This is a genomic window from Promicromonospora panici, assembly GCF_900608595.1.
GTDB classification, from domain to species: Bacteria; Actinomycetota; Actinomycetes; order Actinomycetales; family Cellulomonadaceae; genus Promicromonospora; species Promicromonospora panici.
The window spans coordinates 42,403-66,867 of the sequence record NZ_UWYY01000015.1; the positions used below are offsets into that span (position 1 = coordinate 42,403).

General features: G+C 70.3%; 26 protein-coding genes. 18 read left to right on the plus strand and 8 right to left on the minus strand.

Annotation, left to right across the window (positions count from 1 at the left end; all coding sequences use genetic code 11):
- The first annotated feature begins 66 nt into the window (after positions 1-66).
- The 5 genes from EW117_RS18085 to EW117_RS18105 all read left to right on the plus strand — a co-directional run bounded on the left by EW117_RS18085 (position 67) and on the right by EW117_RS18105 (position 6,562).
- Positions 67-1,311 (plus strand): MFS transporter, encoded by a 1,245-nt coding sequence (locus tag EW117_RS18085; protein ID WP_242504359.1) that lies wholly within the window; start codon positions 67-69, stop codon positions 1,309-1,311.
- A gap of 59 nt (positions 1,312-1,370) precedes the next feature.
- Complete coding sequence (locus EW117_RS18090; protein WP_129788109.1) at positions 1,371-2,318, plus strand: hypothetical protein; 948 nt, start codon at positions 1,371-1,373, stop codon at positions 2,316-2,318.
- A gap of 107 nt (positions 2,319-2,425) precedes the next feature.
- On the plus strand, positions 2,426-3,115 hold the full coding sequence (locus tag EW117_RS18095) for a cytochrome b (protein WP_165362757.1): 690 nt from the start codon (positions 2,426-2,428) through the stop codon (positions 3,113-3,115).
- 81 nt (positions 3,116-3,196) lie between these two features.
- A complete protein-coding gene (locus EW117_RS18100) occupies positions 3,197-6,058 on the plus strand; it encodes a cation-translocating P-type ATPase (RefSeq protein ID WP_129788111.1) in 2,862 nt (953 codons plus the stop codon).
- 93 nt (positions 6,059-6,151) lie between these two features.
- Positions 6,152-6,562, plus strand: a complete 411-nt coding sequence (locus EW117_RS18105; protein WP_129788112.1) for a GNAT family N-acetyltransferase — start codon at positions 6,152-6,154, stop codon at positions 6,560-6,562.
- Between the two features lie 9 nt (positions 6,563-6,571).
- Here EW117_RS18105 and EW117_RS18110 read toward each other — a convergent pair whose 3' ends face one another.
- A complete protein-coding gene (locus EW117_RS18110; RefSeq protein ID WP_129788113.1) occupies positions 6,572-7,561 on the minus strand; it encodes an ArsR/SmtB family transcription factor in 990 nt (329 codons plus the stop codon).
- A gap of 83 nt (positions 7,562-7,644) precedes the next feature.
- On the opposite strand from EW117_RS18110, the gene EW117_RS18115 reads away from it, so the two are divergent.
- The 8 genes from EW117_RS18115 (at position 7,645) to EW117_RS18150 (ending at position 14,140) form a co-directional block, all read left to right on the plus strand.
- Complete coding sequence (locus EW117_RS18115) at positions 7,645-7,995, plus strand: cupin domain-containing protein (protein ID WP_129788114.1); 351 nt, start codon at positions 7,645-7,647, stop codon at positions 7,993-7,995.
- A 70-nt stretch (positions 7,996-8,065) separates the two neighbouring features.
- Complete coding sequence (locus tag EW117_RS18120; RefSeq protein WP_129788115.1) at positions 8,066-8,440, plus strand: YciI family protein; 375 nt, start codon at positions 8,066-8,068, stop codon at positions 8,438-8,440.
- A 178-nt stretch (positions 8,441-8,618) separates the two neighbouring features.
- Positions 8,619-9,263, plus strand: coding sequence for a hypothetical protein (locus EW117_RS18125; RefSeq protein WP_129788116.1), 645 nt, complete (start codon positions 8,619-8,621; stop codon positions 9,261-9,263).
- A 121-nt stretch (positions 9,264-9,384) separates the two neighbouring features.
- Entirely contained in the window at positions 9,385-10,053 is a 669-nt protein-coding gene (locus tag EW117_RS18130) for a copper resistance CopC family protein (protein ID WP_165362758.1), read from the plus strand.
- 11 nt (positions 10,054-10,064) lie between these two features.
- Entirely contained in the window at positions 10,065-10,691 is a 627-nt protein-coding gene (locus EW117_RS18135; RefSeq protein WP_242504360.1) for a copper chaperone PCu(A)C, read from the plus strand.
- Positions 10,691-11,944: a Dyp-type peroxidase gene (locus tag EW117_RS18140; protein ID WP_129788117.1), complete on the plus strand. Its 1,254-nt coding sequence runs from the start codon at positions 10,691-10,693 to the stop codon at positions 11,942-11,944. Before EW117_RS18135 ends, EW117_RS18140 begins: the two co-directional genes overlap by 1 nt.
- Complete coding sequence (locus tag EW117_RS18145; RefSeq protein WP_129788118.1) at positions 11,941-13,386, plus strand: PepSY-associated TM helix domain-containing protein; 1,446 nt, start codon at positions 11,941-11,943, stop codon at positions 13,384-13,386. Before EW117_RS18140 ends, EW117_RS18145 begins: the two co-directional genes overlap by 4 nt.
- 160 nt (positions 13,387-13,546) lie before the next feature.
- The gene (locus tag EW117_RS18150) at positions 13,547-14,140 is read left to right on the plus strand and encodes a DUF5134 domain-containing protein (RefSeq protein WP_277986477.1); all 594 of its coding nucleotides are present in this window, start codon (positions 13,547-13,549) and stop codon (positions 14,138-14,140) included.
- 27 nt (positions 14,141-14,167) lie between these two features.
- Here EW117_RS18150 and EW117_RS18155 read toward each other — a convergent pair whose 3' ends face one another.
- The 5 genes from EW117_RS18155 to EW117_RS18175 form a co-directional block, all read right to left on the minus strand.
- Positions 14,168-14,560: a BlaI/MecI/CopY family transcriptional regulator gene (locus tag EW117_RS18155; protein WP_129788120.1), complete on the minus strand. Its 393-nt coding sequence runs from the start codon at positions 14,558-14,560 to the stop codon at positions 14,168-14,170.
- Positions 14,561-14,664: 104 nt separating this feature from the next.
- Complete coding sequence (locus tag EW117_RS18160) at positions 14,665-15,615, minus strand: phosphotransferase family protein (protein WP_129788121.1); 951 nt, start codon at positions 15,613-15,615, stop codon at positions 14,665-14,667.
- Between the two features lie 126 nt (positions 15,616-15,741).
- Entirely contained in the window at positions 15,742-16,626 is an 885-nt protein-coding gene (locus EW117_RS18165; protein ID WP_129788122.1) for a PhzF family phenazine biosynthesis protein, read from the minus strand.
- Positions 16,627-16,677: 51 nt separating this feature from the next.
- Entirely contained in the window at positions 16,678-17,343 is a 666-nt protein-coding gene (locus EW117_RS18170; RefSeq protein WP_129788123.1) for a nitroreductase, read from the minus strand.
- A gap of 119 nt (positions 17,344-17,462) precedes the next feature.
- Complete coding sequence (locus EW117_RS18175; RefSeq protein WP_129788124.1) at positions 17,463-17,948, minus strand: MarR family winged helix-turn-helix transcriptional regulator; 486 nt, start codon at positions 17,946-17,948, stop codon at positions 17,463-17,465.
- A gap of 110 nt (positions 17,949-18,058) precedes the next feature.
- On the opposite strand from EW117_RS18175, the gene EW117_RS30250 reads away from it, so the two are divergent.
- The 5 genes from EW117_RS30250 (at position 18,059) to EW117_RS18200 (ending at position 22,415) form a co-directional block, all read left to right on the plus strand.
- Positions 18,059-19,237, plus strand: coding sequence for an NUDIX hydrolase (locus EW117_RS30250; RefSeq protein WP_242504361.1), 1,179 nt, complete (start codon positions 18,059-18,061; stop codon positions 19,235-19,237).
- A gap of 148 nt (positions 19,238-19,385) precedes the next feature.
- Positions 19,386-20,936 (plus strand): alanine/glycine:cation symporter family protein, encoded by a 1,551-nt coding sequence (locus EW117_RS18185; RefSeq protein ID WP_129788125.1) that lies wholly within the window; start codon positions 19,386-19,388, stop codon positions 20,934-20,936.
- A 175-nt stretch (positions 20,937-21,111) separates the two neighbouring features.
- Entirely contained in the window at positions 21,112-21,621 is a 510-nt protein-coding gene (locus EW117_RS18190) for a mycothiol transferase (protein WP_129788126.1), read from the plus strand.
- Between the two features lie 69 nt (positions 21,622-21,690).
- Positions 21,691-22,005 (plus strand): dihydrofolate reductase family protein, encoded by a 315-nt coding sequence (locus tag EW117_RS18195; protein WP_207211921.1) that lies wholly within the window; start codon positions 21,691-21,693, stop codon positions 22,003-22,005.
- Positions 22,002-22,415 carry a VOC family protein gene (locus EW117_RS18200; protein ID WP_129788127.1) on the plus strand — a complete coding sequence of 138 codons (414 nt, stop codon included), beginning with the start codon at positions 22,002-22,004 and terminating at the stop codon, positions 22,413-22,415. Before EW117_RS18195 ends, EW117_RS18200 begins: the two co-directional genes overlap by 4 nt.
- Positions 22,416-22,679: 264 nt before the next feature.
- On the opposite strand, the gene EW117_RS18205 is transcribed toward EW117_RS18200, so the two are convergent.
- Entirely contained in the window at positions 22,680-22,889 is a 210-nt protein-coding gene (locus EW117_RS18205; protein ID WP_165362760.1) for a tautomerase family protein, read from the minus strand.
- A gap of 52 nt (positions 22,890-22,941) precedes the next feature.
- A complete protein-coding gene (locus EW117_RS18210) occupies positions 22,942-24,342 on the minus strand; it encodes an erythromycin esterase family protein (RefSeq protein WP_129788129.1) in 1,401 nt (466 codons plus the stop codon).
- Between the last annotated feature and the right edge of the window lie 123 nt (positions 24,343-24,465).

Here is a 24,465-nt window from a genome sequence, read left to right on the forward strand (position 1 = left end):
CGGTCTGTGCGCACCCTCACAGCCCTGAGCCTTGTTCCCCGGGTGGCGATTACCCAGGATGAGGTCATGCCGCATGAGCTACAGGGGGACCCGTCTGCCAAGAACCGGCACCCCGTGGGGCAGCGAACCTGGTGGGCGGTCGCCGCGGTCCTGCTCGCGGTGGCGTGGGGTGGCAACGAGTTCACGCCGCTGCTCGTGATGTACCGCGCGCAGGGGGACATAGGGCCTGTCACCGTCGACGCGCTGCTCGCCGTGTACGTGTTCGGCCTCGTGCCCGCGCTGCTGCTGGGCGGGCCGCTGTCGGACCGGTTCGGCCGGCGTCCGCTGCTGCTGCCCGCCGCGCCCGTCTCGGCGCTCGGCTCGCTCGTGCTCGCGCTCGACCCCGCCAGCCCTGTGCTGCTCGCGGTCGGGCGGCTGCTGTGCGGCATCGCGCTCGGCCTGGCCATGGCCGTCGGATCCACCTGGCTCACGGAGCTCAGCGCCGCCACCGGCGACCGGGCGGCCGGACCTCGCCGCGGATCGCTGTCCCTGACCGCCGGGTTTCTCGCCGGTGCGGGCGTGGCCGCCATGCTCGCGCAGTTCGCCCCGTGGCCCACGCTCCTGTCGTACGTGCTGCACGCCGCCGGCGCCCTGATCGCCGGGATCGTGCTGCTGCGCGTGCCGGAGACCCGACCGAGCCTGCCGCGCGGCGAGCGGGCGCCGCTGCTCGACGACCTGCGCATCACCGCCGTCCGGCACCCTCGTTTCCTGCGGGTGGTCGTGCCGCTCGCGCCCTGGGTGTTCGGCTGCGCGGGCTGCGCCTTCGCGGTGCTGCCCAGCCTGCTGACCGACCGCGTCGGCGGTTTCCCCATCGCCTTCGCGGGGATCATGGCCATCCTGGCCCTCGGCTGCGGCATCGGCATCCAGGTGCTCGCCCGGCGGATCGACACGCCGTCGTCGGCCCGGGCGTCCGTGGTGGCCCTGAGCATCGTCGCGGTGGGGATGGCGCTCGCCGCGTGGGCGTCGTTCGAGCTCTCGCTGCCGGTGGGCGTCGTGGCCGCGGTGGTGCTCGGGACCGGATACGGCCTCGCGATGGTGGCCGGGCTGAGCGAGGTCGCGCGCATGGCAGGGCCGGGGCAGCTCGCCGGACTGACGGCGGTGTTCTACTCCCTGACCTACCTCGGGTTCTTCGTCCCGATGGTGCTCGCCTGGCTGCGCGACACCTGGTCGTACGGTGAGATGTTCGGCTTCGGCGCGGTCGCCGTCGCGCTGTGCCTGACGATCGTCGCGGTCTCGTCGCGCCGTGCGCTCCCGGACGGGCTCCGGCGGTAGCTCTGGCCCCGGTGGGCAAAGAATTCCGACATTTCACCCCGGGGCGCTATCGTTTCGCCGTGAGGGAGAACCCGAGGCCGACACGACACCTCGAGCACGTCGAGCCGGAACAGCTCGGCAGGCCCGTTCCGGGTTCCATCAGCGGACCGGCGTGGGACCTGGTGCCGTTGCCGGGATCGCCGGATCCGCCGGTCGGCGGTGAGCCGACGCCGTCCGGGGATACCGCCAGCCCTGCTGAGCAGTGGGGTGCGGGTTGGCCCGCGCCGTCCGACGACGTCTGGTCTGCGCGATCCGCCGAGGCCTCGTCTGCACCGTCCGTCGATATCTGGCCTCCACCGACCGCGGAGGCCGCGTCCGCGCAGTCCGACGTCTGGCCCCCGCCGTCCGCCGAGGTCGAGCCCGCGTCGTCCGGCGACCGCTCGTGGAGCCGGCCGGCGATGGTGGTGGGCGGTGCGGTGGTCGCCGTCCTGGCGGTGGGTATCGGCGGGTTCGCCCTGCTCGGCCAGCTCCGGCCTCACGACGCCGACACCGCCCCGGCGGTCGACCTCGCCGACGTGGAACTGCCGATCACCATCCCGCAGACCCCGGCCTCCGATGGCTCCGCCGGTCCGGCCCGGCGCGCGGAGAGCCAGCCCCGGCGCAGTGACGCGCCCGGGACCGGCCACGGCGCGGCCCTGAGCCCGCCGGGAGACGCGACAGCGGCGCCGGGTACCCAGCCGGGCACGGGCGGCACGAGCGAGGGCGGCGCGGACACCGGTACCGCGAGCGGCACCGGTCCGAGCAGCGGCGGCAGCACCGGCGGCGACACCGGTTCGAGCGGCGGCTCCGCGACGCCGACAGCCACGGCACCGCCTCCGACGTCGGCCCCGACCCCGACGTCAAGACCGAGTCCGAAGCCCACGCCTTCGACGAGCGGTGAGCCGACCCCGGATCCGACGCCGACCTCCAGCGTGTCGCCCGCCCCCCAGCCGACTGGCGCCCCGGTGTCCCCGGGCAGCGGCGAGTGAGCAGACCCTGACGGGGCAGTGACGAGGGCCGGCCTGCTACGACCCGGCTGAGTCCCACCACACAGGCGGGCTGGACGCCGATGCTGATCTGCGGTGGGGTAGCCGTCATGAGGTGGCGCAACGGCGAGCACGGGTACGGGATCGTCACGAAGGTCCTGCACTGGCTGACCGTCGCGCTGCTCGGCGCCCAGCTCGCCGTCGGCTACGTGATGGAGACCGACGCAGCTCCGCCCGACGTCGACTGCGACCCGGTCGGCGAGGACCGCAGCGGCGGCGACACGTCGGACGCGGAGGAGGAGCGGCTCGACCAGCTCGAGGACCGGTGCGAGGAGGCGCAGGAGCTCCGCGAGCAGGACGCCGAGGACGCGGTCGGCACCGCGTGGTCAGACCTGTGGTCGGGCGATCTCATCAGCACAGGCCCCGCCGACGGCGGGCTGTCGCTCCCGGGATGGCACGTCCTGCTCGGGCTGACGATCGTCGCCGTGGGAATCCTGCGAGTCGTGTGGCGCAGCACGACGCCGCTGCCGCCGTGGGACGCGCGGCTGACCGCGAGCGACCGGCGGGTGCTGCACTGGGCCGAGCGCATCCTGCTGGCGCTGCTCTTCGTCGTCCCGGCGACCGGCATCGTGCTGGTGGTCGGCAACGAGGACCTGGTCCCGCTCCATGTCGGCGCCCATCTGTGCTTCTACGCCGCCCTGGCCGTGCACGTCGCCGTGGTGGTCCGACGGCGGGTGGTGGGCCGGATGCTCTGGAGGGCGGGTCGCGCCTCGCAGCGCGTGCTGGTCGAGAACCCGTAGTCAGACGCCGACGATCAGACCACGTACGTGGTCTGATCCGGCAAGCGCGCATTTCCGGCGCAGCCGGTGGAAGATCGTTGGGTGACAACTCCGCGCCGGTCCAGCCAGCCGCCGTCCGCCCAGCCGTCCGCCCAGCCGTCCGCCACGCCGCCCGCCGATCCGTCCGTACGGGACGCCGACGACGTCGCCCGCGAGCTCGGCGTCGACCCGGCCGCCGGGCTGAGCGACGCCGAGGCCGCGCGCCGCCTGGCCGCCGAGGGACCCAACGAGCTGCGGTCCAGACCGCCCGTGCCGTTCTGGCGCAAGGCCCTGGACCAGCTCCGAGACCCGTTGGTGGCGTTGCTGCTGGTGGCGGTGGCGATCTCGGTCGCCGTCTGGTGGATCGAGGGCGCCGACGGCGTGCCCGTGGACGCCGTCGTGATCGCGGCCATCATCCTGCTCAACGCCGTGCTCGGCCTCGTCCAGGAGAGCAAGGCAGAGAACGCCGTCGCGGCCCTCCGGTCGATGACCGAGGCGACGTCCACCGTGTTGCGGGACGGCCGCCGGGTCACCGTGCGGTCGGCGGAGCTGGTGCGCGGCGACGTGCTCGTGCTCGCCGAGGGCGACGCCGTCGGCGCGGACGCGCGCCTGCTGAGCGCGACGGCCCTGCGGGTCCAGGAGTCGTCGCTGACCGGCGAGAGCGAGGCGGTCCTCAAGGACGCGACGGCGCTCGCGGCCCCGGCGCCGCTCGGCGACCGGTTCGACATGGTCTACAAGGGCACGGCGGTCGCCCAGGGGGTCGGCCGCGCCGTTGTGGTGGCCACCGGCATGAACACGCAGATGGGCGCCATCGCGCAGCTGCTCGACGCCACTGAGGAGGAGGTCACCCCGCTGCAGCGGGAGATCTCGCGCGTCGGCAAGGTGCTCGGCCTCACGGTGATCGGCATCGCGGTCGTCGTGATGGTCCTCGCGGCGCTGGTCAACGACGTCCGCTCGGCGGCCGACCTCGTCACGGTACTGCTGCTCGGCGTCTCGCTCGCCGTGGCCGCCGTGCCCGAGGGGCTGCCCGCGATCCTGTCGGTGGTCCTGGCCGTCGGGGTGCAGACCATGGCGCGCCGGAACGCCGTGGTCAAGAAGCTGCACTCCGCGGAGACGCTCGGCTCGGCGTCGGTGATCGCGTCGGACAAGACCGGCACCCTGACCAAGAACGAGATGACGATCCAGCGGGTCGTGACGGCGTCCGGCGAGGTAGCACTTACCGGCGTCGGCTACCGGCCGGACGGCGAAGTGCGGACCGGCCCGGACGCCGCCGCCGGCGGAGAGCTCACCGACGACGACCTCGTGCGCGAGGTGACCATGGTGCTCGGCGGCGGCTCACTGGCCAACGACGCCCAGCTCGTGGAGACCGACGGCGAGTGGACCGTGCAGGGCGACCCGACCGAGGCCGCGTTCCTCGTCGCGGCACACAAGCTCAGCGGCACCGTCGACCGGGTGGCTGCCTTCGAGCGCCGCGGCGAGGTCCCGTTCACTTCCGAGCGCAAGCTGATGTCCGCACTCGTGGACCCGCCGGGCGACGGCGCCTGGGCGCTCGTGACCAAGGGCGCGCCCGACGTGCTCCTGACGCGCTGCACGGACGTGCAGGTCGGCGAACAGGTCGCCCCGCTCGACGACGAACGCCGGGCCGCGGCGCTCGCTGCCGTCGAGTCGCTGTCCCGGCAGGCCTACCGCACCCTCGGCGTCGCCTACCGGCGAGTCGCGGAGGGCATCGGCTCCGAGGGCCTGGAGGAGCACGAGTCCGACCTGGTGTACCTGGGTGTGGTCGGCATCATCGACCCGCCGCGGCCCGAGGTCACGGCGGCGGTCGCCGAGGCCCACCGGGCCGGCATCCGCGTCATGATGATCACCGGCGACCACCCGATCACGGCCACTCGGATCGCGAGCGACCTCGGCATCGTGGAGCCCGAGGCCCGGGCCGTGACCGGCGTCGAGCTCGACCGCCTCGACGGCGCCGGCCTGCGCGAGACGGCACGCACCGTGTCCGTGTACGCCCGCGTGGCGCCGCAGAACAAGCTGCAGATCGTGGACGCGCTCCAGGCCGACGGGCACGTGGTCGCCATGACCGGTGACGGTGTGAACGACGCCCCCGCCCTCAAGACCGCCGACATCGGCGTGGCCATGGGCATCACCGGCACGGAGGTGACCAAGGAGTCGGCCAAGATGATCCTCGGCGACGACAACTTCGCCACCATCGTCGCCGCCGTGCGCCAGGGCCGGATCATCTTCGACAACATCAAGAAGTTCCTGCGCTACCTCCTGTCGTCGAACATGGGCGAGGTCGCCACGGTGCTGCTCGGCGTCGTGCTGGCCGGGGTCATCGGCCTGGACGGGGCGGCCGGCGGCGAGTCCGTCGTCGTGCCGCTGCTGGCTACCCAGATCCTTTGGATCAACCTCGTCACCGACTCCGGGCCGGCCCTTGCCATGGGTGTGGACCCCGAGACCGACGACGTCATGGCCCGGCCCCCGCGCGGCATGCACGAGCGCATCATCGACGCACGCATGTGGATCGGCGTCCTGAGCATCGGGCTCGTCATGGGCGTCGTGACCCTGCTGACCATCGACATCTTCCTGCCGGGCGGCATGATCGAGGGAACCGACTCGCTCACGGTTGCCCGCACCGCCGGGTTCACCACGCTCGTCCTCGCCCAGCTCTTCAACGTGCTCAACTCCCGCTCGGAGACCACGAGCGCGTTCCACCGGATGTTCGTCAACCGCTGGCTCTGGGGAGCGATCGGGCTCGGTGTGCTGCTGCAGGTCGCCGTCGTGGAGGTGCCGTTCCTCCAGGTTGCCTTCGGCACCGCGAGCCTCGACCTCGCGCACTGGGGCGTCGCGGTCGCCATGGCCTCGTCCGTCCTCTGGTTCGACGAGCTCCGCAAGCTGGTCCTGCGCTCGCGTCACCGGGCCTGATGTGGGGTCGATCGTCCAGCGTCGCGCTGCCGGATCGGCTTGCGGCGGTAAACCCTTGCCGTCCGGACCCGGTCATCGTCACGCTTGAGCGCGATGACTACTGACGAAGCGGTTCTGGACTGGCGCGGCCCGGTGTCGGACGAAGAGATCGTCGATCTCACCACGTCCCACGGCGGAAACCCGGAATCGGGATGGTGGGACCGGGTCCGCGGGCACTCGCTGGGGTGGGTCACCGCCCGGAGTGGCAGCGGCCTGCTGGTGGGGTTCGTGAACGTGGCGTGGGACGGCGGAGGCCACGCCTTCCTGATCGACACCAAGACGCGCCCGAGCCACCAGCGGCAAGGGCTCGGCACCGCCGTCGTGCTCCGTGCGGTCGAGGAGGCGAGGGCGGCGGGCTGCGAGTGGATGTTCGTCGACTTCGAGCCGCACCTCGAGGCGTTCTACTTCGAGTCCTGCGGCTTCCGCCCGACGCCCGCCGGCCTGATTCACCTCACCGAGGCCTGACGACGCCGCTCAGCCCACTCCCGCGAGCGCCTCGCCCAGCGGGGTGCGGGTGTGCAGGACGCGGACGCCGTTGCGCCGGCTGTCGATGAGGCCGGCGTCGCGGAGCACGGTGAGGTGGTGGGACGCGGTGGACACGGCGAGCTCGGTCAGCGCGGCGCACTCGGAGGTGGACAGCGGCTGCTGGAGCTCGAGGACGAGCCGGGCGCGGGTCGCACCGAGCAGGGCGGTGAGCGCGTCGAGGGCGTCGGCGCCGTCGCGGTGCCAGGTCTCGGACACGCCGTGGGCGGGGTAGAAGATCGTGGGCTGTGCTGGGCGTTCGGTGAGGACGGCGCAGCCGCGGGCGTTCATCATGACGGAGGGGACGAGCACCAGTCCGGTGCCTCCGCAGTCGACGATCTCCTCGTGGCGGCGCATCTGGACGCGCACGATCTCGTCGGCCCAGGTCACCGTCGAGTGCAGGGTGGAGGCCATCTCGGCGAGGCCGCTGTCGCTGCTGCGCCGAGCGCGGACGGCGACGTCGGCCCGCAGGAGGCGGAGCATCTGCGGCCAGACGGGGGCGAGCAGCGCGTCCCAGACCTCCTGCCACGCCTCGACGATCATCGCCCGGGCCCGGTCGGGTGCCGCGATCAGGTCCCGGATCTCCTGCTGCCGGGCGCCGGTCGAGCGGAGCACCATCTTCTCCAGGTCGAACCGCAGCCTTTCGTCGGGCACCTCGCGGAGCCGTTCGGCTTCCTCCTCAGGGGTCATGTCGCCCGACGGCGTCGCGGTGAGGAAGTCGGGCATGTAGCCGTCCACACCGCAGATCACCGCCATCAGCCGGAAGGACTCGCCGGACGGCTTGGCGGGCAGGCTGCGGAACCATCCCCAATGGAGCGGAGCGCTCTGCGGGCGCAGGATGGTGCGCAGCGCGTGCACCAGCTCGTGGCCGGGGGAGATGCCGAACCGCACCGCTGAGATGTCGCTCGACCCGAGCCGGAACTCTACGAACTTTCGATCCACATCGAAAGCGTAGCCAGTGGTGGCCCGCCCGGCGGAAGGTTGCTCCATCAGCAGGAACACCCTCCGTTGAAAGGAACACCATCATGAGCACCCCCGCAGCGATCCCCGCCGACAGCATCCGCATCGGCGACACCCGCAGCCTCCGGTTCGAGGGGGCGGCGTACGGGTCGAACGTGTCGTTCTTCCTCGTCACCTCCGACCCGGGTCAGGGCCCGGGCCTGCACCGCCACCCCTACGACGAGACGTGGTCGGTGCTGGAGGGGGAGGCGACGATCGTCGTCGGCGACAAGACGTTCGTCGCCCGGGCCGGCGACACCGCCGTCGCGCCGGCCGACACGTGGCACCGCTTCACGAACACGGGCACCGGGACGCTCCGGATCGTCTGCATCCACGCGTCGCCGGTGATGATCCAGGAATTCGCCCCCGAATCCTGACCACTTTGCTTGCCCGCGTTTGCTCGCTTGGCTTCACTTCAGATCACCGAGACAGAAGGAGAGTAGTCCGATGACGCAGTACTTCCTGACCATGCCGCACGACACCGCCGACGAACCGACGATGGAGTCGATGCAGGAGATGGATCCTGCCGAGCTGGAGGCGATCATCGCCGCCGTCGACGGGTTCAACACCGCGCTCACCGAGTCCGGAGCGTGGGTCACGGCGGGCGGGCTCATGCCGCCGTCGACGGCGATCACCGTCGACGCCACCGGTGGCGAGGCGAAGCGCATCCCGGGGCCGTTCGTCGAGGCGCCCCAGTACGTGGGCGGTTTCTGGATCATCGACGTCGCCGACGAGGAGGCCGCGCTCGGCTGGGCCGAGCGGTGCTCGGCGGCGCTGCAGTCGCGGATCGAGGTGCGTGCGCTGCAGGAGGGGCCCGAGTAACGTCACAGGCTCTGGCAACGGCCCCGGCGTTCCCGCCGGGGCCGTTGTTTGTTGGTGTTTGTCGGATCGATGTGGTTCTGTAGCCGAGGCCAGGTCTAGGCTGCCTGGCGAACCGAGTCCTGGCCAGGACGCGTCTCGACAGGACGAGATCCCGGCCGGCCGTGAGACAGGGAGCGACATGTCCGCACGCGACGACCACGCCAGGCGTGTGCGTGCGTTGCGTGGTGGGCTCGCGGCGTCGTCGGCGACGTTCGTCGCGCTGGCGTCCCACCTTGCCGGTGGCGGGCAGATGCCGGGCCTGCTGGGCATCGTGGTCCCGCTCGCGCTCTCGCTGCCGGTCAGCATGGCGTGGGCCGGACGTCGCCTGTCGTTGCTCGGGCTGTCGGCCTCGGTGGTGGCGAGCCAGCTGTTCTTCCATGTGCTGTTCATGCTGGGCACGCCCGTGCGACCCGCGCAGGCCTCCTCGGGTTCCGGTGCGCATGCCGGGCACCAGGGCATGGTCGTGCCGACCTCGGCCGAGACCGCCGGGCAGACAACAGAGATGGCGCATACCGACGCCACGATGTGGGTCTGGCACGCCGTGGCGGCGGTCGTCACGATCGTCGTCCTGTACCGCGGCGAGCTGATGCTGCTCCGCCTGCGCGACCTCGCCGTCCGGACGGCCGCCTGGCTGTTGCGCGGGCGTGCCGTCGTCGAGGACGCCGGCTCCTTTGTGCGTCCGGCGCTGCCGAGCGTGGTCGCCGCGACCTTCCGGCCCTTGCATCCGGACCCGCAGCTTTCCCCTCTGCGCCGCAGGGGACCTCCCGTACCGCACGCGGTCTGAGCTCTGCATCACGGGCACGTCCTGTGCCCATGTGCCGTTCCGCTCGCCTTGCGTGGCGAGCGGGGACCCAGGTCCCTGTGCGTGCCGACGCCGTTCCCGGCGTCGGAGGAGAGGTTTCTTCATGCCCCGATCCCGTCCCCTCGTGGCCGGGCTGGCGGTGGCTGTCGTCGCGACGATCGCGACGGCGGCTCCGGCGTCCGCCCACGACAAGCTGATCTCCAGTGATCCAGCGTCCGGCCAGACACTGGCCGAGGCACCGTCCGCGGTGTCCTTGACGTTCTCGGCCGATGTCCTGGACATGGGCGCCGCGGTCGTCGTGTCCGACGACGGCGGCACCGACTGGGTGTCCGCCGCCCCCATGGTCGACGGGCCGACGGTGACGGCGGCCCTCGACCCGGGGATGGCCGACACCGGGTACGAGATCCGGTGGCGGGTCGTGTCCTCCGACGGGCACCCCATCTCGGGTGTCGTCCCGTTCGCCGTCGGCGACGGCAAACCGGCGGACGCAGCGGAAGGTACCGGGTCCGGTGGCGACGGGGGAGGCGTGTCGGTACCCGACACGGCCGGCGCGCCCGATGCCGGCGCCGACGCGCGGAGCAGTACGCAGAGCAGTACGCAGACTCAGATCGCACAGGAGGGCGAGGTGCCCTGGCGGGTCGTCCTCGTCGGTGCGGGCGGGGCCGCCGTCGCGGTGGCCCTGCTCGCTCTTGTCCAGTTTCTCCGCCGCCGCAGCGATGCGGGCGGTGCCGACGGTCCCGGGGACGACCCGGGCTCGTCGGAAACAGTGTGAGAGGTACTCCTGTGAACAACCAGCTGACCATTCGTCAGAGCAAGACCCAGAGCAAGACCATGACCGCCTCGACCAGCACGCGGCTCGGTGCTCTTCTCGCCGCCGCCGCGCTGGCCCTTGCAGGCTGCGGCACCACCGTCGGCGCCACGGACGGCGGCGCCGACGGCTCGGCGTCGTCTGCCGGTCAGAGCGTGGCGATCGCCGACGGCTGGGTGAAGGCCGCCGGCTCGGGGATGTCCGCCGCCTTCGGCGGGCTCACCAACTCCGGCTCCGGGGACGTCACGGTCGTCTCGGCGACCACCGAGGCGTCCTCGATGCTCGAACTGCACGAGACCGTGGAGAACGAGGCCGGCGAGATGATCATGCGCGAGATCGAGGGTGGTTTCGTCATCCCCGCCGGTGACACTCTCAGCCTGGAACCGGGCGGCAACCACATCATGCTGATGGACCTCACGGACCCGCTGGAAGCGGGCGAGGAGGTCGCGTTCACGCTCACGTTCTCCGACGAGTCGACCTACGAGTTCACGGTGCCTGTGAAGGACTATTCCGGGGCGAACGAGAACTACGTAGGCGGCGACCCGGAGCCGGAGATGGGCGACGCCGACGCCGGGGCCGACGGCACGGGTACGGAGGGCTGATGCCCGCGCCCGGCACGGGCGCGGGGTCCGGTCGCGGCGGCATGACCGGGTCGACCCGGCGACAGTTCCTCCTCGGAGGAGCTGTCGCCGGCGTCGGCGCGGCCACCGCGATCGGCGCCGACCACGCCCTGAACACCACGCCCTCCACCGAGGAGGCGTCCGTTCCGCTGAACGGCCAGGAGACGGTCCCGTTCCACGGCACGCACCAGGCGGGCATCGACACCGACGCCCAGGCCCACGGACTCTTCGTCGCGCTCGACCTGCTCGACACCACCGACCGTGACGACCTGGCGCGGATGATGCGCATCCTGACGGACGACGCCGCACGCCTGACCCAGGGCAGTCCCGCACTGGCTGACTCCGAACCCGAGCTCGCGCTGTCCCCGGCGAGGCTGACCGTGACATTCGGGTTCGGGCCCCGGTTCGTCGCCCGGGCCCAGGGCGAGGCACCCGGCTGGCTGAAGGCCCTGCCCTCGTTCACGGTCGACCGGCTGCTGCCCGAGTTCAGCGACGGCGACGTGCTGCTGCAGATCGCCGCAGACGACCCGCTGACAGTGGCGCACGCCGCCCGCATGCTGCTCAAGGACGCGCGCAGCTTCGCGTCCGTGCGCTGGAGCCAGCAGGGGTTCCGGCGAGCGCACGGCAGCGTCCGGCCGGGCACCACGATGCGGAACCTCTTCGGTCAGGTCGACGGGACGTCGAACCCGGCCCCGGGCACCGCGGACTTCGACCAGGTCGTCTGGAACGGCGAGGGGTGGCTGGCCGGCGGGACCAGCGCCGTCGTCCGCCGCATCGGCATGGACCTGGACAAGTGGGACCGGCTCGACCGCGGCGGGCGGGAACAGGCCGTGGGCCGTTTCCTGTCCAACGGGGCGCCCCTGACCGGCACGAACGAGTTCGACGAGCCCGACTTCGAGGCCACCACGCCGATCGGGTTCCCGGTCATCCCCGAGTTCTCCCACGTGCGTCGTGCGCGCAGCGAGAACCCTGCCGAGCGGATCTTCCGGCGCGGCTACAACTACGACGACCGCCCGGCGGGCGGCGCCGTCTCCAGGTCCGGTCTGATCTTCGTGTCGTTCCAGGCTGACGTCGCCCGCCAGTTCGTCCCGGTCCAGACGCGCCTGGACCAGCTCGACCTGCTCAACGAATGGACAGTTCCGATCGGCTCGGCCGTCTTCGTGATCCCGCCAGGGTGCTCCGAGGACGGCTTCGTCGGTGACACCCTTCTCACCGGAAAGCAGGCCCCTCAATGACAGAGACGCTTGCCACCAACCCGTCCGACCTGCCCGCCGATGTAGACGTCTCGCCGCCGCGCCAGGGTCGGCTTCCGTGGTTCGGCCCGCTGCTACGGCGGCTGCACTTCTACGCCGGGCTCCTGGTCGGGCCGTTCATCCTGGTCGCCGCGACCAGCGGTGCCTTGTACGCACTGACCCCCGCCCTGGAACAGGTGGTCTACGAGCATGAGCTGCACGCCCCGGTCACCGACGCCCGCCTGAGCCTGGCGGAGCAGATCGAGATCGCCCAGCAGGAGGTCGGCGAGGCCGGCGTCCTGACCGCGGTGCGTCCCGCACCCGAGCCGGGGAACACCACCCGGGTCATGTTCGCCCAGGACGGCCTGGGCCCCAGCGAGTCTCGCGCGATCTTCGTCGACCCCGGCACCGGCGAGGTCCGCGGCGACCTGGTCACCTACGGCTCCAGCGGCTCGCTCCCGCTGCGCACCTGGATCTCCAACCTGCACCGCAGCCTGCACCTGGGCGATCCCGGGCGGCTGTACAGCGAGCTGGCGGCGTCCTGGCTCGGCATCGTGGTGACGGCAGGCCTCGTGCTGTGGATCAACCGGCTGCGTGCCTCCCGGCGTAAAGCTGACAAGCGGCGGCGCACCGGGTACCGGCGGGTGCTGTCCTGGCACACGACCGTCGGCGCGCTGGTGGTGCTGGGCGCGCTGTTCCTCTCCGCCACCGGCATCACGTGGTCCCAGTACGGAGGCGCGAACTTTGGTGACCTGCGCGCCGCGGTCGGTTGGGCGACGCCCGCCCTGGACACGAGCCTGACCGGTGCGGGCGGCGACGAGGGTGGTGGCCACTCACACGGCGGGCATGATTCCGCAGGACCTACCGGCCCGGTGAACCCCGCGACGTTCGACGCCGTCCTGGCCATCGCCCAGCGCATCAACGTGGACGCTCCGGAGATCGAGATCACCCCGCCCGCTGAGCCGGGCACCGCGTGGGTGGTCAAGGAGAACAAGCGAAGCTTCCCGACGGCGGGTGACTCGGTCGCGATCGACGGCGCCACGATGCAGGTGACCGACCGGTCCGACTTCGCGGAGCTCCCGCTCATCGCGAAGCTCAGCTCCTGGGGGATCGCATTGCACATGGGAGTCATGTTCGGCCTGACCAACCAGCTCGTGCTCTTCGTCCTCGCGCTGGGTATCGGGTCGATGGTCGTGCTCGGGTACACCATGTGGTGGAGGCGGCGTCCTACCCGCGAGCCGCGGGGCCGGGGCGGTCCGCCGCCCGCCCGCGGTGCGCTGCGCGGCGCGCCCTGGTGGGGCCTGGGAATCGTCGCGGTGGTCGCGGTCGGCGTCGGGCTGTTCCTGCCGCTGGTCGGGTACACCTCGCTCGGCTTCCTGGTGCTGGACACCGTCATCGGCCTCCGCGCCGCGCGAACCAGGCCTCCCGCACCGGTCACGACCTGACCGGCAGCGCGGACCTTCCGCCATCTCTACATCAAGTGGTACTGTCGCGACGGCTCGACCACTGTTGTTTGCACGCATCTGTTGCCAGGTACTTGCCGTCAGGCATCGTGGGGGAGCACAGGGGGCGCCAGTGATATCGGACCCGGCCGTGCAGTGGGCAATGGCGGGCCTCTTTGCTGCCTTGAGTGCCCACTCGCTCTGGCGACTTGTCGCTGCTCGACAGGCGTCCGCCGCGGCGGGCAACCTGTTCCACCTGGGTATGAACCTCGTCATGGTCGCGATGGTGTGGCCGTGGTGGGTTCATCTGCCCGTGCTGCCGCAGCTCGTGTTCTTCGTCGTGGCGGCAGTTTTCCACGCCGCCATCGCGGGGTGGTACGCGGTCGATGCGCTGACCCGCACCGGGTCAGCGGGTCAGCCGCGGACGGGGCGCCATCGGAACGCATTGGTCCAGGCGGTGCATGTCGCGATGATGCTCGCGATGGTGTGGGCACTGGCGGCAATGAGCCCTGCACCCGGCTACGCGCACCACGTCGATCACACGGTTCCCCATGCCGGACTGGATACCGGGGCAACAGTCGGGGGAGTGGTGCTCGCCGCGATCCTGCTGGCCGGCGGAGCTTTGTTCCTGGTCCACTTCGTCCGGGACCGACGCGAGCGCGGCATGGTCTGGTGGGGTGAGAGCGCCGATGATCTCGCGCACGCCCTCATGAGTTTCGGGATGGCCGCGATGTGCGGGCTGATGCTCACGGGTTGATCGGTGGCGATCGGCCGGGCGCCGCCCTCAGCCCGCTTGCTTGTGTCCCGTCGCATGCTTCGGTCGTAGTGCGCGTTCCAGCATCTCGACGTCGCGTGCGGTCAGGTGGTCGGCGAACCGGGCCAGGGCTTCCTCGCGGTCGCCGGTGCCTTCGAGCACCGACAGCATCGCCGCACCCGCGCGCTCGCCGTCGGAACGGGTGGGGCGGAAACGGACCTTGCGGGGGGAGGTTGCGATGCGGACCACCTCGCCCTTTTTCTCGAGGCGGTCGAGCACGGTCAGGAGCGTCGTGTACGCCGGGACGTGGCCGTCCTCGAACGACTCCTGGATCGCTCGCGCGCCGACTGCGTCGTCGTGGTCCCAGAGGATGCGCATGACCTCTGCCTCGAGCTGTCCGCGTTCGCGAGTCCTGCCTGACATGTTGCCCTCCTGGCAGGACCATACTGCAAAGGTGGTCGCCCACTCGCTCGTGGGCGACCACCTTTGCCGTCGTCCGGAATATCGGACGGAACCGTCCCGCTGTGTTAGGCCCAGCGAAGCGCGTTCAGCTCGTCGAGGGCGCGATGGCCGCGCGCGACAACCCCTGGAACGACATCGTGGCGCCCGTGACGGATGGGGATCTCCAGCATGTGGAGGACGTGCGCCGCTACGAGCACCGCCGCCCCTTCCCAGCCGACCAGGTCGAGGATTCTCGTCCACAGCCGCCTTCGGACACCGTCCAGCAGCGGATCCTGGAAGGTGTACCACAAGAGGGCGATGAGATCAGTCGCCCGCGTGCCGCTACCGGCGTTCCCGATATCCACGACCGCCACGACCGCTCCGTCACGGACCAGGACGTTGCTGGGGGTCGCGAGATCGGCATGGACCATGTCAGGTGCCTCTCGTGGCGGCGGGACGTCGGCACACACGAGCCGCAGGCGCTCCACCAACGCCGACACCACGGAGGAGTAGTCCGGGAGCCTGGCCAGGGACTGGCGGAGATGCGACTGCTCCGGCGTCTCGTTGAGATCCCGCCCGGCGACAGCCGGGTCCTGACCGGTGGCGACCCGCCAGGCGTACGACCAGTGGTCATAGGGCTCGGAGGCTTGGCCGGCCTGGAGCTCGATGATCTCCATCAGCTGCTCAATGAGGGACGGGGTCAGCTCTGGCACGGGAGCCGCGTCCACGAAGTCCATCAGATGCCAAACGTGAGTGGCTGTGGCCCCCACCCCGAGCCAGGCCGGTGTGGGATAGCCGCGCCTACGCATGTGCTCGACCACTCTCTGGGCGCGCAGCGTCTCGTCCAGGTGGTCGGGGTGTGCCAGGGGCACTGCCTTGAGCACCGCATTTGCTCTTCCGGCCAGCTGGACGCGCGTGGCACCTCCATTGACGCCTCCGGACAGGCGACTGAGAAGAGTGACCTCTGCCCCGACCACGCCGGCCACGTCGTCCAGGATCTCGGTCGACAGCTCTTCTGGATGGGTGCTCTCGTTCATCGGCTCTCCCGGTGGGTCGGCTCGTAGGTGTGCCGTGCGCTGGAGCACGTCACTTCGTTGTCGGCAACTGGGGGAGTACAGCGCATGCACTGCACCATACGGCCGCCACGATCATCGGTCCCGCTCTCATAGGTGAAGCACACCCTCGGCGGCAACGACCCCCGTACCGGTGATCGTGACGAGGGCCCCGTCGACGCTCAGCCCGATCCGGCTAGGCCGCCCGAGCCGCCGACCCTGCTCGACAACGATCCGCCCGTGGTCGCGAACGAGCCCGTCGCGAACCAGGAGAGCAGCAAGCGGACCCGCGGCCGTACCCGTAGCAGGGTCCTCGACGATCCCCACGGTCGGATTGAAGAACCGCGCGTAGGCGCTGACGCCCGCCGCGGGATCGACGTCGACCGTGTAGAGATAGCAGCCCTCGGCGCCGGCTCCAGCCAGCAGCTTCCGCAGTGCGGCGGTGTCCGGCTGGGCGGCGTCGACCGCCTCGATGTTCCGCGCGGGCACGAGCAGGTGCTCCGCCCCGGTGGACGCCACCTCGGCCGCGCGATCACCGACGAGGTCCGAGGAGTCGAGACCGAGAACCACGGCCAGCGCCACCCGGTCTTCGACGCGGCCCAGGAACCGCGGAGCGGACTGCTCCATCGACACCTCGACGCCGGTCGAGGACAACCGGGAGACCCGCACCTTCAGCAGGTCCTCCCCGATCTGCTGCACGAACGTGTCCCTGCCCGCATCCAGACGGCCGGCCAGGGCCAGCCAGATCCACGCGCCCATCGCGTTGTGTCCCGCGCCGAAGACCTCGACGCCCGCGGGCGTGAACGAGCGCAGCCGGTGGTCGGCTCCGGGCCGGTCAGGACGGACCAGGAACGTCGTTTCGGACTGGTTGAACTCCCGCGCGATCGCCCCCATCGTCTCGACCGGTAGCGCGTCGGCGTCGGGGACAAGAGCAAGCGGGTTCCCCGCCAGCGCTGCGGTCGCGAAGACGTCGACCCAGTAGAACGGCACGTCCATGACTCGGCTCCTCGCTGTCCGTCGACTCAGTGTTTCATCGACGCTTGCGAACTAACCGTCGATGAACGTGACCGTCTCCTCCAGCGGTGCCCGGCCCGTACGGGCGTGCCCCTCCGTGAGGTCTTCGTACCCGATCGACATGCCGCAGAAGAGGATGAGGTCGTCCGGAGGCGAGACGACCTGCGCCACGGTCTCGTGATACTTCGCCCATGCCATCTGCGGGCAGCTGTGCAGCCCTTCGTCGCGGAGCAGCAGCATGATGGTCTGCAGGTGCATGCCGACGTCGGACCACTGGGGCAGGCCCATGTCGCGGTCGATGTAGCAGAACAGGGCGGCGGGTGCACCGAAGCAGTCCCAGTTCGCGGCCGCGGCCCGGTGGCGGGCTTCGAGGTCCTCGCGCGGAATGCCGAGCGCGCCGTAGCGCTGCTCACCGAAGGCGGATCGACGATCGCTGTACGGAGCCTTCAGTGCGGGTGGGTACTGTTCGTACTCAGGCTCGTCCCAGGGGTCGCCGACGGCGATGCGCGCGCCGGCGAGCTTCTTGAGCTCAGCCAGCGGCGCGCCGGTCAGCACGTAGTCGCACCACGGCTGGACGTTCGATGCCGACGGCGCCCAGGCCGCGGCGCGCAGCACGCGCTCCAGCACCTCCTTCGGCACCGGCCGGTCGGTGAATCCGCGCACCGCCCGCCTGCTGGTTACGGCCTCGTAGACGTCCATGTCCCTACCCCCTGCTCGACACAAGCCAACATTTCACCCTGCTGGTATCAATCGATACCATATCGAATGTGACTAAGTCGAACGTAGGATCGGTCCTGGTCGTCACCGTCGCGCGGGCGCTACGTCCCGCCGTCGCCGGGATAGGCGAGCTTGGTCAGCAGGGCCGTCAGCTGCTCGGGTTCCCCAGGCTCCAGCCCGGCAACCAGGCGTTCGGCCAGCGGCTCGGCCGCGACGTGGGCCGCTTCGAAGAGCTCCATGCCCTGAGGCGTGATCTCCACCGCCCGTGCCCGCCGGTCACCCGGGACGGTGTTGCGCACAGCGAGCCCCTTGCGTTCCAGGTCGTCGACGACCCGCATGATTCCTGCCTTGTCCGACCCTGTCGCCGTCGCCAGGTCCCGCTGCACCGTGGGCCCATGGTTGACCAGCTCGATCAACACGGCCAGGTGTCGCAGCTCGATGCCGTGCGGCCGAACCGCCTCCGACATCACCGAGGCCGCGCGCCAGTGTGCCTGGCGCAGGAGCAGGCCGAGCGCGAAAGGCGAGGCGTCTCCGGGGCGGCCCGTCGCACCCGCAGCGACGGTCTTGTGAGGAACGTCGGCGGTCATGACCGCAGGATACAAGCCGCTATTCAGCTCGATACGGTATCGCGTGAAACCAAGCGCGACTTCACGAAAACGGATGGGTCGGTCGGATGGTTTACGCAAGGATGACGGGCGTGGACCCCATCGCCGACGCCGCCGCCCTGGTCGCCGACCGTTACCCCGAGGCGAGATGGGCACTGCTGGCCGGCAGCGTGCTCGATCCGGGATCCCGGACGGCAGGTTCGGACCTCGACATCGTGGTGTGCGTTCCCGACGACGCCGTCGGGCATCGTGACGCGCTCCGGTGGCGCGGCTGGCCGGTCGAGCTGTTCGTGAACACCGAGGCCGGCCACCGCTGGTTCATCTCCAAGGAGACGGCGCGGAGAAAGCCGACGCTGGCCCGGATGATCGCCACGGGTGTGCCGTTAACGGGGGAGACCCACGTCGTCGGGCTGAAGGCCGAGTGCCAGGCGCTGGTCGACGCGGGCCCGGGACCGGCGTCGGACAGCGCTCTCGAGGATGCCCGGTACGGCGTGACCGATCTGCTGGACGACCTCGCGTACGCGCGCGACGGCGGCGAGGCGGACGTCGTGCGGTCGGTGCTGTGGGAGCGGGTCGGGCACCTCGCCCTGGCGGCGGCCGGGCGGTGGGACGGTGGCGGCAAGTGGCTGCTGCGCGAGCTGCGCGCCTGGGACCGCGGGTACGCCGCCCGCTGGGTGGCTGCCCGGCACGACGACCAGGCCATGGTCGACGTCGCCCGCGCGACGCTCGACGCCGCGGGTGGGCCGCTGTTCGAGGGGTACCTGCGCCAGGCGCCGATCGTCGACGAGATCGTCGAGACCGCGACCACGCCGCCGGTGGTGGTGCGGCGCGCGTCCCGCGCGATCCTGCTGGACGACGACGGCCGCCTCGTCCTGATCAAGCGGACGGTCCCGGGGCGCGCGCCGTACTGGGTGACGCCGGGCGGCGGCATCGAGCCCGAGGACGGCTCGGTCGAGGACGGGCTGCACCGGGAGCTGTCGGAGGAGCTCGGCGGGACGGCGAAGATCGTCCGCCAGGTGTTCCTGGCCTCGCGGCCCAAGGACGCCGGGATCGCGGTGAACCACTACTTCCTCGCGCGGGTCGTCTCGATGGACCTGGCGCTGCGGTCCGGGCCGGAGTTCCAGGAGCCGATCCGCGGGACGTACGACGTCGAGCACGTGGACCTGCGCGACGACGCCGCACTGGCCGCCGTCAATCTGGTGCCCGCCGCCCTGAAGGCGTTCATCCGGACCAACCGGGACGCGCTGCTCGCGGAGGCCGAGGTCGGCTGATCACCGCACGTCGTGCCGCCCAGCGTTCCCGGATGGTTCGGATCGTGTTACAGCACGGTGATCGGCGTGCGGAAATTAGCCCTCATGCAGGGGTAACCCGTTAGTGTGCGCCGGTGCGCGTGTCCGATTATTTCACCCAGGAGTCACTATGAGCTTCGACGATCGCATCGTCGCCACGAACGAGCTGATCTGGTCGATCCCGCTGATCGCCCTCTGTCTTCTCGCCGGTCTGTACTTCTCCCTCCGGACCGGCTTCCTCCAGGTCCGGCACATCCCCGACATGCTCAGCCAACTCAGGCAGGGTAAGGAGTCGGAGGAGGGCACCTCCTCCTTCCAGTCGCTGATGATGTCGCTCGCCGGTCGCGTGGGCATGGGCAACATCGGCGGCGTCGCGACGGCGATCGCCTTCGGCGGCCCCGGTGCCGTGTTCTGGATGTGGACCTCCGCCTTCCTCGGCGCCGCGACCTCGTTCATCGAGTCGACCCTCGGCCAGATCTACAAGGAGAAGGACCCGGACACCGGTGAGTACCGCGGCGGCCCGGCCTACTACTTCGAGAAGGCGTACAAGCACAAGGCGCGTGGCCTGTCGCTGACCTACGGAATCATCTTCGCGGTCGTCACCATCTTCGCGATGAGCTTCTTCCTGCCGGGCGTGCAGGCCAACGGCATGGCCTCGGCGTTCGACAGTGCCTGGGGCGTCCCCACCTGGGTCACCGCCGTCGGCCTCGTGATCCTGCTGGCCTTCATCGTGATCGGTGGCGTCAAGCGCATCGCGCACTTCGCGGTGATCGCGGTACCCACGATGGCCCTGTTCTACATCCTCATCGCGATCGTCGTGTTCTTCGTGAACTTCACGGAGATCCCGCGTGTGTTCGAGCTGATCTTCGGCAGCGCCTTGGGCGTCCAGCCCGTGTTCGGAGCGATCCTCGGCCTCGCCGTGAAGTGGGGCGTGCAGCGTGGCATCTACTCCAACGAGGCCGGCCAGGGCACCGGGCCGCACGCCGCTGCCGCCGCCGAGGTCTCGCACCCGGCCAAGCAGGGCTTCGCGCAGTCCTTCGCGGTGTACGTCGACACACTGTTCGTCTGCTCCGCGACCGCGTTCATCATCATCTCGACCGGCATGTTCAACAGCTTCTCCGGGGAGACCTGGCCGAGTGATGTCATCTACGAGGGTCACGGCGGTCTGAGCACCGACGTCGAGCCCGGCCCCGGCTTCGTGCAGCAGGGCCTGGACTCGGTGTTCCCGGGTGCCGGCCCGACGTTCATCGCCATCGCCCTCGCGTTCTTCGTGTTCACGACGATCGTGGCGTATTACTACATGGCCGAGACCAACCTGACCTACCTCACCCGCAAGATGAAGAACCGTCTCGTGGCGCGGGGCATGCGTCGGGTGCTGCAGGCGCTGGTGCTGGTCTCGGTGGCCTACGGCGCGGTGACCACTGCCGGCGCGGCCTGGGGTCTCGGCGACATCGGTGTGGGCTCGATGGCCTGGCTGAATATCGTCGGCGTCCTGTTCCTCCAGGGCCCCGCTCTGAAGGCGCTCAAGGACTACCGCCAGCAGAAGCGGCAGGGCCTGGACCCGCAGTTCGACCCGCGGCAGCTCGGCATCGAGAACGCGACGTTCTGGGAGAACCGTGTCGACGAGCAGCTCCAGGGCGCGGCCGAGGGCGGGTCCGAGAAGCAGCTCGATCGGGACTGACCCGCACTGCGGACGACGGCGAAGCAGAGCGCCTGTCCGACGATCCCTGGCACACCTCAGGGGAGTCGGACAGGCGCTCTACTTCGCCGTCTCCGCGGTGCCGGTCCTTCGTTCCTGGGCGAGCGGTGGCCTCAGCCCGGAGCCCCATAACCTTGAGGGCGACGGGAGGCACCACATGGCATCCGACACGCTCTCACAGCTCGACTTCGACCGGTGGGACGAACCGCAACCGGAACCTGACCTGCGCGCAAGCCTCGTTGGCTGGCTCGGGTTCCAGAGGCACGAGTTCCAGCGGAAATGGCGTGACCTCACGCCCGAGCAGCTGGCCGAGTGGTCGGTCCCGCCGCTCGAGCTCTCGGTCGTCGGACTCATCCGCCATATGCAGCAGATGGAGCACGCCTATCTGAGCTGGGGCCTTGGCGGTGGTGAACTGGTCGAGGCCTACGGCGACGACGACTACGCGGGTGGGTCGGCCGACACCGTCGAGGACGACCTCCGTCTGTATCTCGACGAGATCGTGAGGGCGGACGCCGCGATCGCCGAGCTTCCGACGCTCGACAGTCCGGGGCTCGGTCATGGCAACCCGCTCGGCCACACGCTGATCAAGATGGTCGACGAGTACGCGCTGCACAGCGGTCAGGCGCACATGCTGCGATTCGCGGCACTCGGGCGTGTGCTGCGCTGAGCGGGCCGATGAGTTCGCGGGTTGCCTGAAGTCTTCCTCGTGACATCCCCGCCCGAGATGGAGACCAGGATGGACGATCCGATTCGGCTGTACATGTCGATGTCGCTCGACGGCTACGTCGCCGGCCCGGACGATCAGCCAGGGCAGGAGCTCGGTCGCGGTGGTGGCCGGCTCTTCAACTGGCTCGACGACCGGAAGTCGGACGGTCCCAGCGGACAGGTCTATCGCGAGGCGCTGGCGACCGGTGCGGTGATATCCGGTCGCCGGACCTTCGAGCTCGCCGGGCGCTGGCAGGGCGACCACCACGACGGCGTTCCGATCTTCGTCCTCACCCACGAGGTGGACGACGGCGACCGGGTGCGCCGACCCGAGGAGGCCGCGTGAGGACACTCTTCGTCGGCTACCGGGTCACCGACCTGGACACCTCGCTCGGTTTCTACACCGCCTTGGGCTACGTGGTGCTGGGCAGGGTCGAACCCGGCGACGGGGCGCGCCTCGCGATCCTCAAGTTCCCCGAGGAATCGGGGGCCTCGCTCGAACTGGTCTACCGGCCCGGCGAAGGGCCGGTGGACGTGGGGAGCGGTTTCGACCATCTCGCGATCCAGGTGGACGAGCTGGCCGCCACACTGGATCGGCTGACCGACGCCGGCCTGGGGCCTGAACCCATCCAGTACCCGGGCGGGACCCACGGCCCGAAAACGTCGTGGCTCACGGACCCGGATGGCTACCGGATCGAGCTGGTGGAGTGGCCGCCCGGACATCCTGACAACCTCACCGAGGCCGACTTCGCCTGATGCTCTTGTGGCCTTCCAGCGCGCAGCGCGCGGGACACAGCGAACACGACGAACAGACCACCGGCGACGATCCGCACCCACGCGGCGGCCCAACCGCCGAGCGGCTCGGTCGAGCACGTGCCCGTGGCGCCACTTCCGCATCCTCCGGCCTGGAAGATCAGCGACAGGCCGACCACGAGCACCAGCAGAACCGCAGCAACTATCCAGCCCCATCGGACTCTCGACCGCTCCATCTGCCGAAGATAGCGGGACACGCGCGGCAGGTCAGCCAGGCAGACTCTCGTCCTGACCGGAGTCAGCGAGGGTCACTCCGCCCACTCCCCAGTTCTCCCGGGGCAGCTCCTGGATGATCACCCGGATCGTGTCCGGCTTCATGTGCATCACGCGGGCATAGGTCTCGGTGAGCTCCGCGATGAGCTGTCGCTTCGTCTCGTCGTCGCGCGGTGACGCGTTCAGGACCTGGATCAAGGGCATGACCCACATCCCACCACGGCCCGTGGCCGAGTTCGGTCCCTTGCGTCAGCCCTCATCCCCCCACCACGTCGGGGTCAGATGCGTTGATCGCGTGTGAGGTCGAACGTGCTGTCGGGGTGAAATGAGGACGGCGGTCGTGGGCGCTGAGCGGCGTAGCCGGCGAGACCACCTGGCGGTGGACGATCACGTCGAACCACTGCCCGGGAGTGCCCCCACTCATGGTCGACTCCGGGCCGGACTCCGGATCGCCCCGGGTGACCAGGGGCCGGCCTAGCCACTCCCGAACTGCCGGTGTCGCGCGCCGGCGCACGTCATACAAGAACTGCTCCTTCCCGACACAGCCCAGCGGATGCTCGAACCACGCCTCTGGCGGGGGCAACAGCTCGACGGACTCGCCGCCGGCGTTCATCGCTCCATGATCGAACGTGAAGCCGACGGACACGTACCGGTCGCCGTACCAGGAGCGGAGGAAGGAACCGGCGCTCGCGAACGTGACCTGCCCCTGCGGGGGAAACGAGATCGTCAGCTCGGGCACGTCCGCGGTATGCGCCGACGCCGCCCAGTAGATCGTCCTGCCGCCCTGGTTCTCCTGCCACCACCGGAGGTTCTCGGCGGCTCGCGCGTCGCGGAAGGCGAAGTAGTTCGCGACCGTGAACGCCGTGTAGAAGGACCGGATCTGTCGCGCTCCGTGCTCGGCGAGGACGTAGGCGTCATCCTTCGGATCGTGCTCGATCGCCTCGACGAGGTCGTACAGCCGCTCGGCGTGCCGCACGTACGGCTCCTTGTCGTCGACGTCGTAGCGGAACCAGTCCACGTACGCACCCATGTCGTCGGTGGTCGGCTTGATCGCCTCCAGGTGCTCGCGGGCCTGCTCCAGCTGGTGCGGGGCGGCCTCGGCGACGTACGCCTCGATGTCGTCGTAGACGAAGGGACGGGTCGCGAAGTACTCCACCCCGAGGAACCGCACCTTCTTGTCGTGGGTCTCGTTGTAGTCGCGGAGCCAGTCGATGACGGCGGCGACCTCCTGCGTGCGCCATGCGGTGCTCATCTGCCCGATGAGCGCGTCCCGGTCGTCCCGGCGGCCCTGGATGTAGTCGTCGATCTGGGTTCCCAGGCTCCAGTCGTCCTCCCACGCGATTGACCGGAATCCGAGCCGCTCGACGAGGTAGCGAACCGTGCGGTGCTTCAACGTCGTGACCTCGGCCAGGCCGTGCGAGGCCTCGCCGAGTCCGACGATCTGCGCTCCGTCGACAGCCCGTGCCAGTGGCTCGAGGTCGGCGTCAGGCGCGGTCGGATCAGTGCTGCCGATCGTCGCGGCGCGCCGCTCTATCCCGCGGGCGACGGCGTTGTCGGACTGCCGGGTTGATCCTGGGGCGGCGCCCACCAGCAGCGATGCCGCCAGGACGGTGACCATTGCTGCGCCTGCCAGGGCCTTGCGTACGTGGGTTCTCATCAGGGTCTCCTCTCCCACGGACACCCTCCCGTCGGGGCGCGGCCCGCGGATCAGACGCCGGACGACACTTCGGGTACGCAGCCTGACGTAGAACGCGCCGCGGAGATCATCCGGGTGAAGTCG

Excerpts from the sequence above, each read along its gene's own strand:
- EW117_RS18085 (WP_242504359.1), top strand. The coding sequence starts at position 67 with ATGCCGCATGAGCTACAGGGGGACCCGTCTGCCAAGAACCGGCACCCC.
- EW117_RS18095 (WP_165362757.1), top strand. The coding sequence starts at position 2,426 with ATGAGGTGGCGCAACGGCGAGCACGGGTACGGGATCGTCACGAAGGTC.
- EW117_RS18105 (WP_129788112.1), top strand. The coding sequence starts at position 6,152 with ATGACTACTGACGAAGCGGTTCTGGACTGGCGCGGCCCGGTGTCGGAC.
- EW117_RS18115 (WP_129788114.1), top strand. The coding sequence starts at position 7,645 with ATGAGCACCCCCGCAGCGATCCCCGCCGACAGCATCCGCATCGGCGAC.
- EW117_RS18120 (WP_129788115.1), top strand. The coding sequence starts at position 8,066 with ATGACGCAGTACTTCCTGACCATGCCGCACGACACCGCCGACGAACCG.
- EW117_RS18125 (WP_129788116.1), top strand. The coding sequence starts at position 8,619 with ATGTCCGCACGCGACGACCACGCCAGGCGTGTGCGTGCGTTGCGTGGT.
- EW117_RS18130 (WP_165362758.1), top strand. The coding sequence starts at position 9,385 with ATGCCCCGATCCCGTCCCCTCGTGGCCGGGCTGGCGGTGGCTGTCGTC.
- EW117_RS18140 (WP_129788117.1), top strand. The coding sequence starts at position 10,691 with ATGCCCGCGCCCGGCACGGGCGCGGGGTCCGGTCGCGGCGGCATGACC.
- EW117_RS18145 (WP_129788118.1), top strand. The coding sequence starts at position 11,941 with ATGACAGAGACGCTTGCCACCAACCCGTCCGACCTGCCCGCCGATGTA.
- EW117_RS18150 (WP_277986477.1), top strand. The coding sequence starts at position 13,547 with ATGGCGGGCCTCTTTGCTGCCTTGAGTGCCCACTCGCTCTGGCGACTT.
- EW117_RS18155 (WP_129788120.1), bottom strand. The coding sequence starts at position 14,560 with ATGTCAGGCAGGACTCGCGAACGCGGACAGCTCGAGGCAGAGGTCATG.
- EW117_RS18160 (WP_129788121.1), bottom strand. The coding sequence starts at position 15,615 with ATGAACGAGAGCACCCATCCAGAAGAGCTGTCGACCGAGATCCTGGAC.
- EW117_RS18165 (WP_129788122.1), bottom strand. The coding sequence starts at position 16,626 with ATGGACGTGCCGTTCTACTGGGTCGACGTCTTCGCGACCGCAGCGCTG.
- EW117_RS18170 (WP_129788123.1), bottom strand. The coding sequence starts at position 17,343 with ATGGACGTCTACGAGGCCGTAACCAGCAGGCGGGCGGTGCGCGGATTC.
- EW117_RS18175 (WP_129788124.1), bottom strand. The coding sequence starts at position 17,948 with ATGACCGCCGACGTTCCTCACAAGACCGTCGCTGCGGGTGCGACGGGC.
- EW117_RS18185 (WP_129788125.1), top strand. The coding sequence starts at position 19,386 with ATGAGCTTCGACGATCGCATCGTCGCCACGAACGAGCTGATCTGGTCG.
- EW117_RS18190 (WP_129788126.1), top strand. The coding sequence starts at position 21,112 with ATGGCATCCGACACGCTCTCACAGCTCGACTTCGACCGGTGGGACGAA.
- EW117_RS18195 (WP_207211921.1), top strand. The coding sequence starts at position 21,691 with ATGGACGATCCGATTCGGCTGTACATGTCGATGTCGCTCGACGGCTAC.
- EW117_RS18205 (WP_165362760.1), bottom strand. The coding sequence starts at position 22,889 with ATGCCCTTGATCCAGGTCCTGAACGCGTCACCGCGCGACGACGAGACG.
- EW117_RS18210 (WP_129788129.1), bottom strand. The coding sequence starts at position 24,342 with ATGAGAACCCACGTACGCAAGGCCCTGGCAGGCGCAGCAATGGTCACC.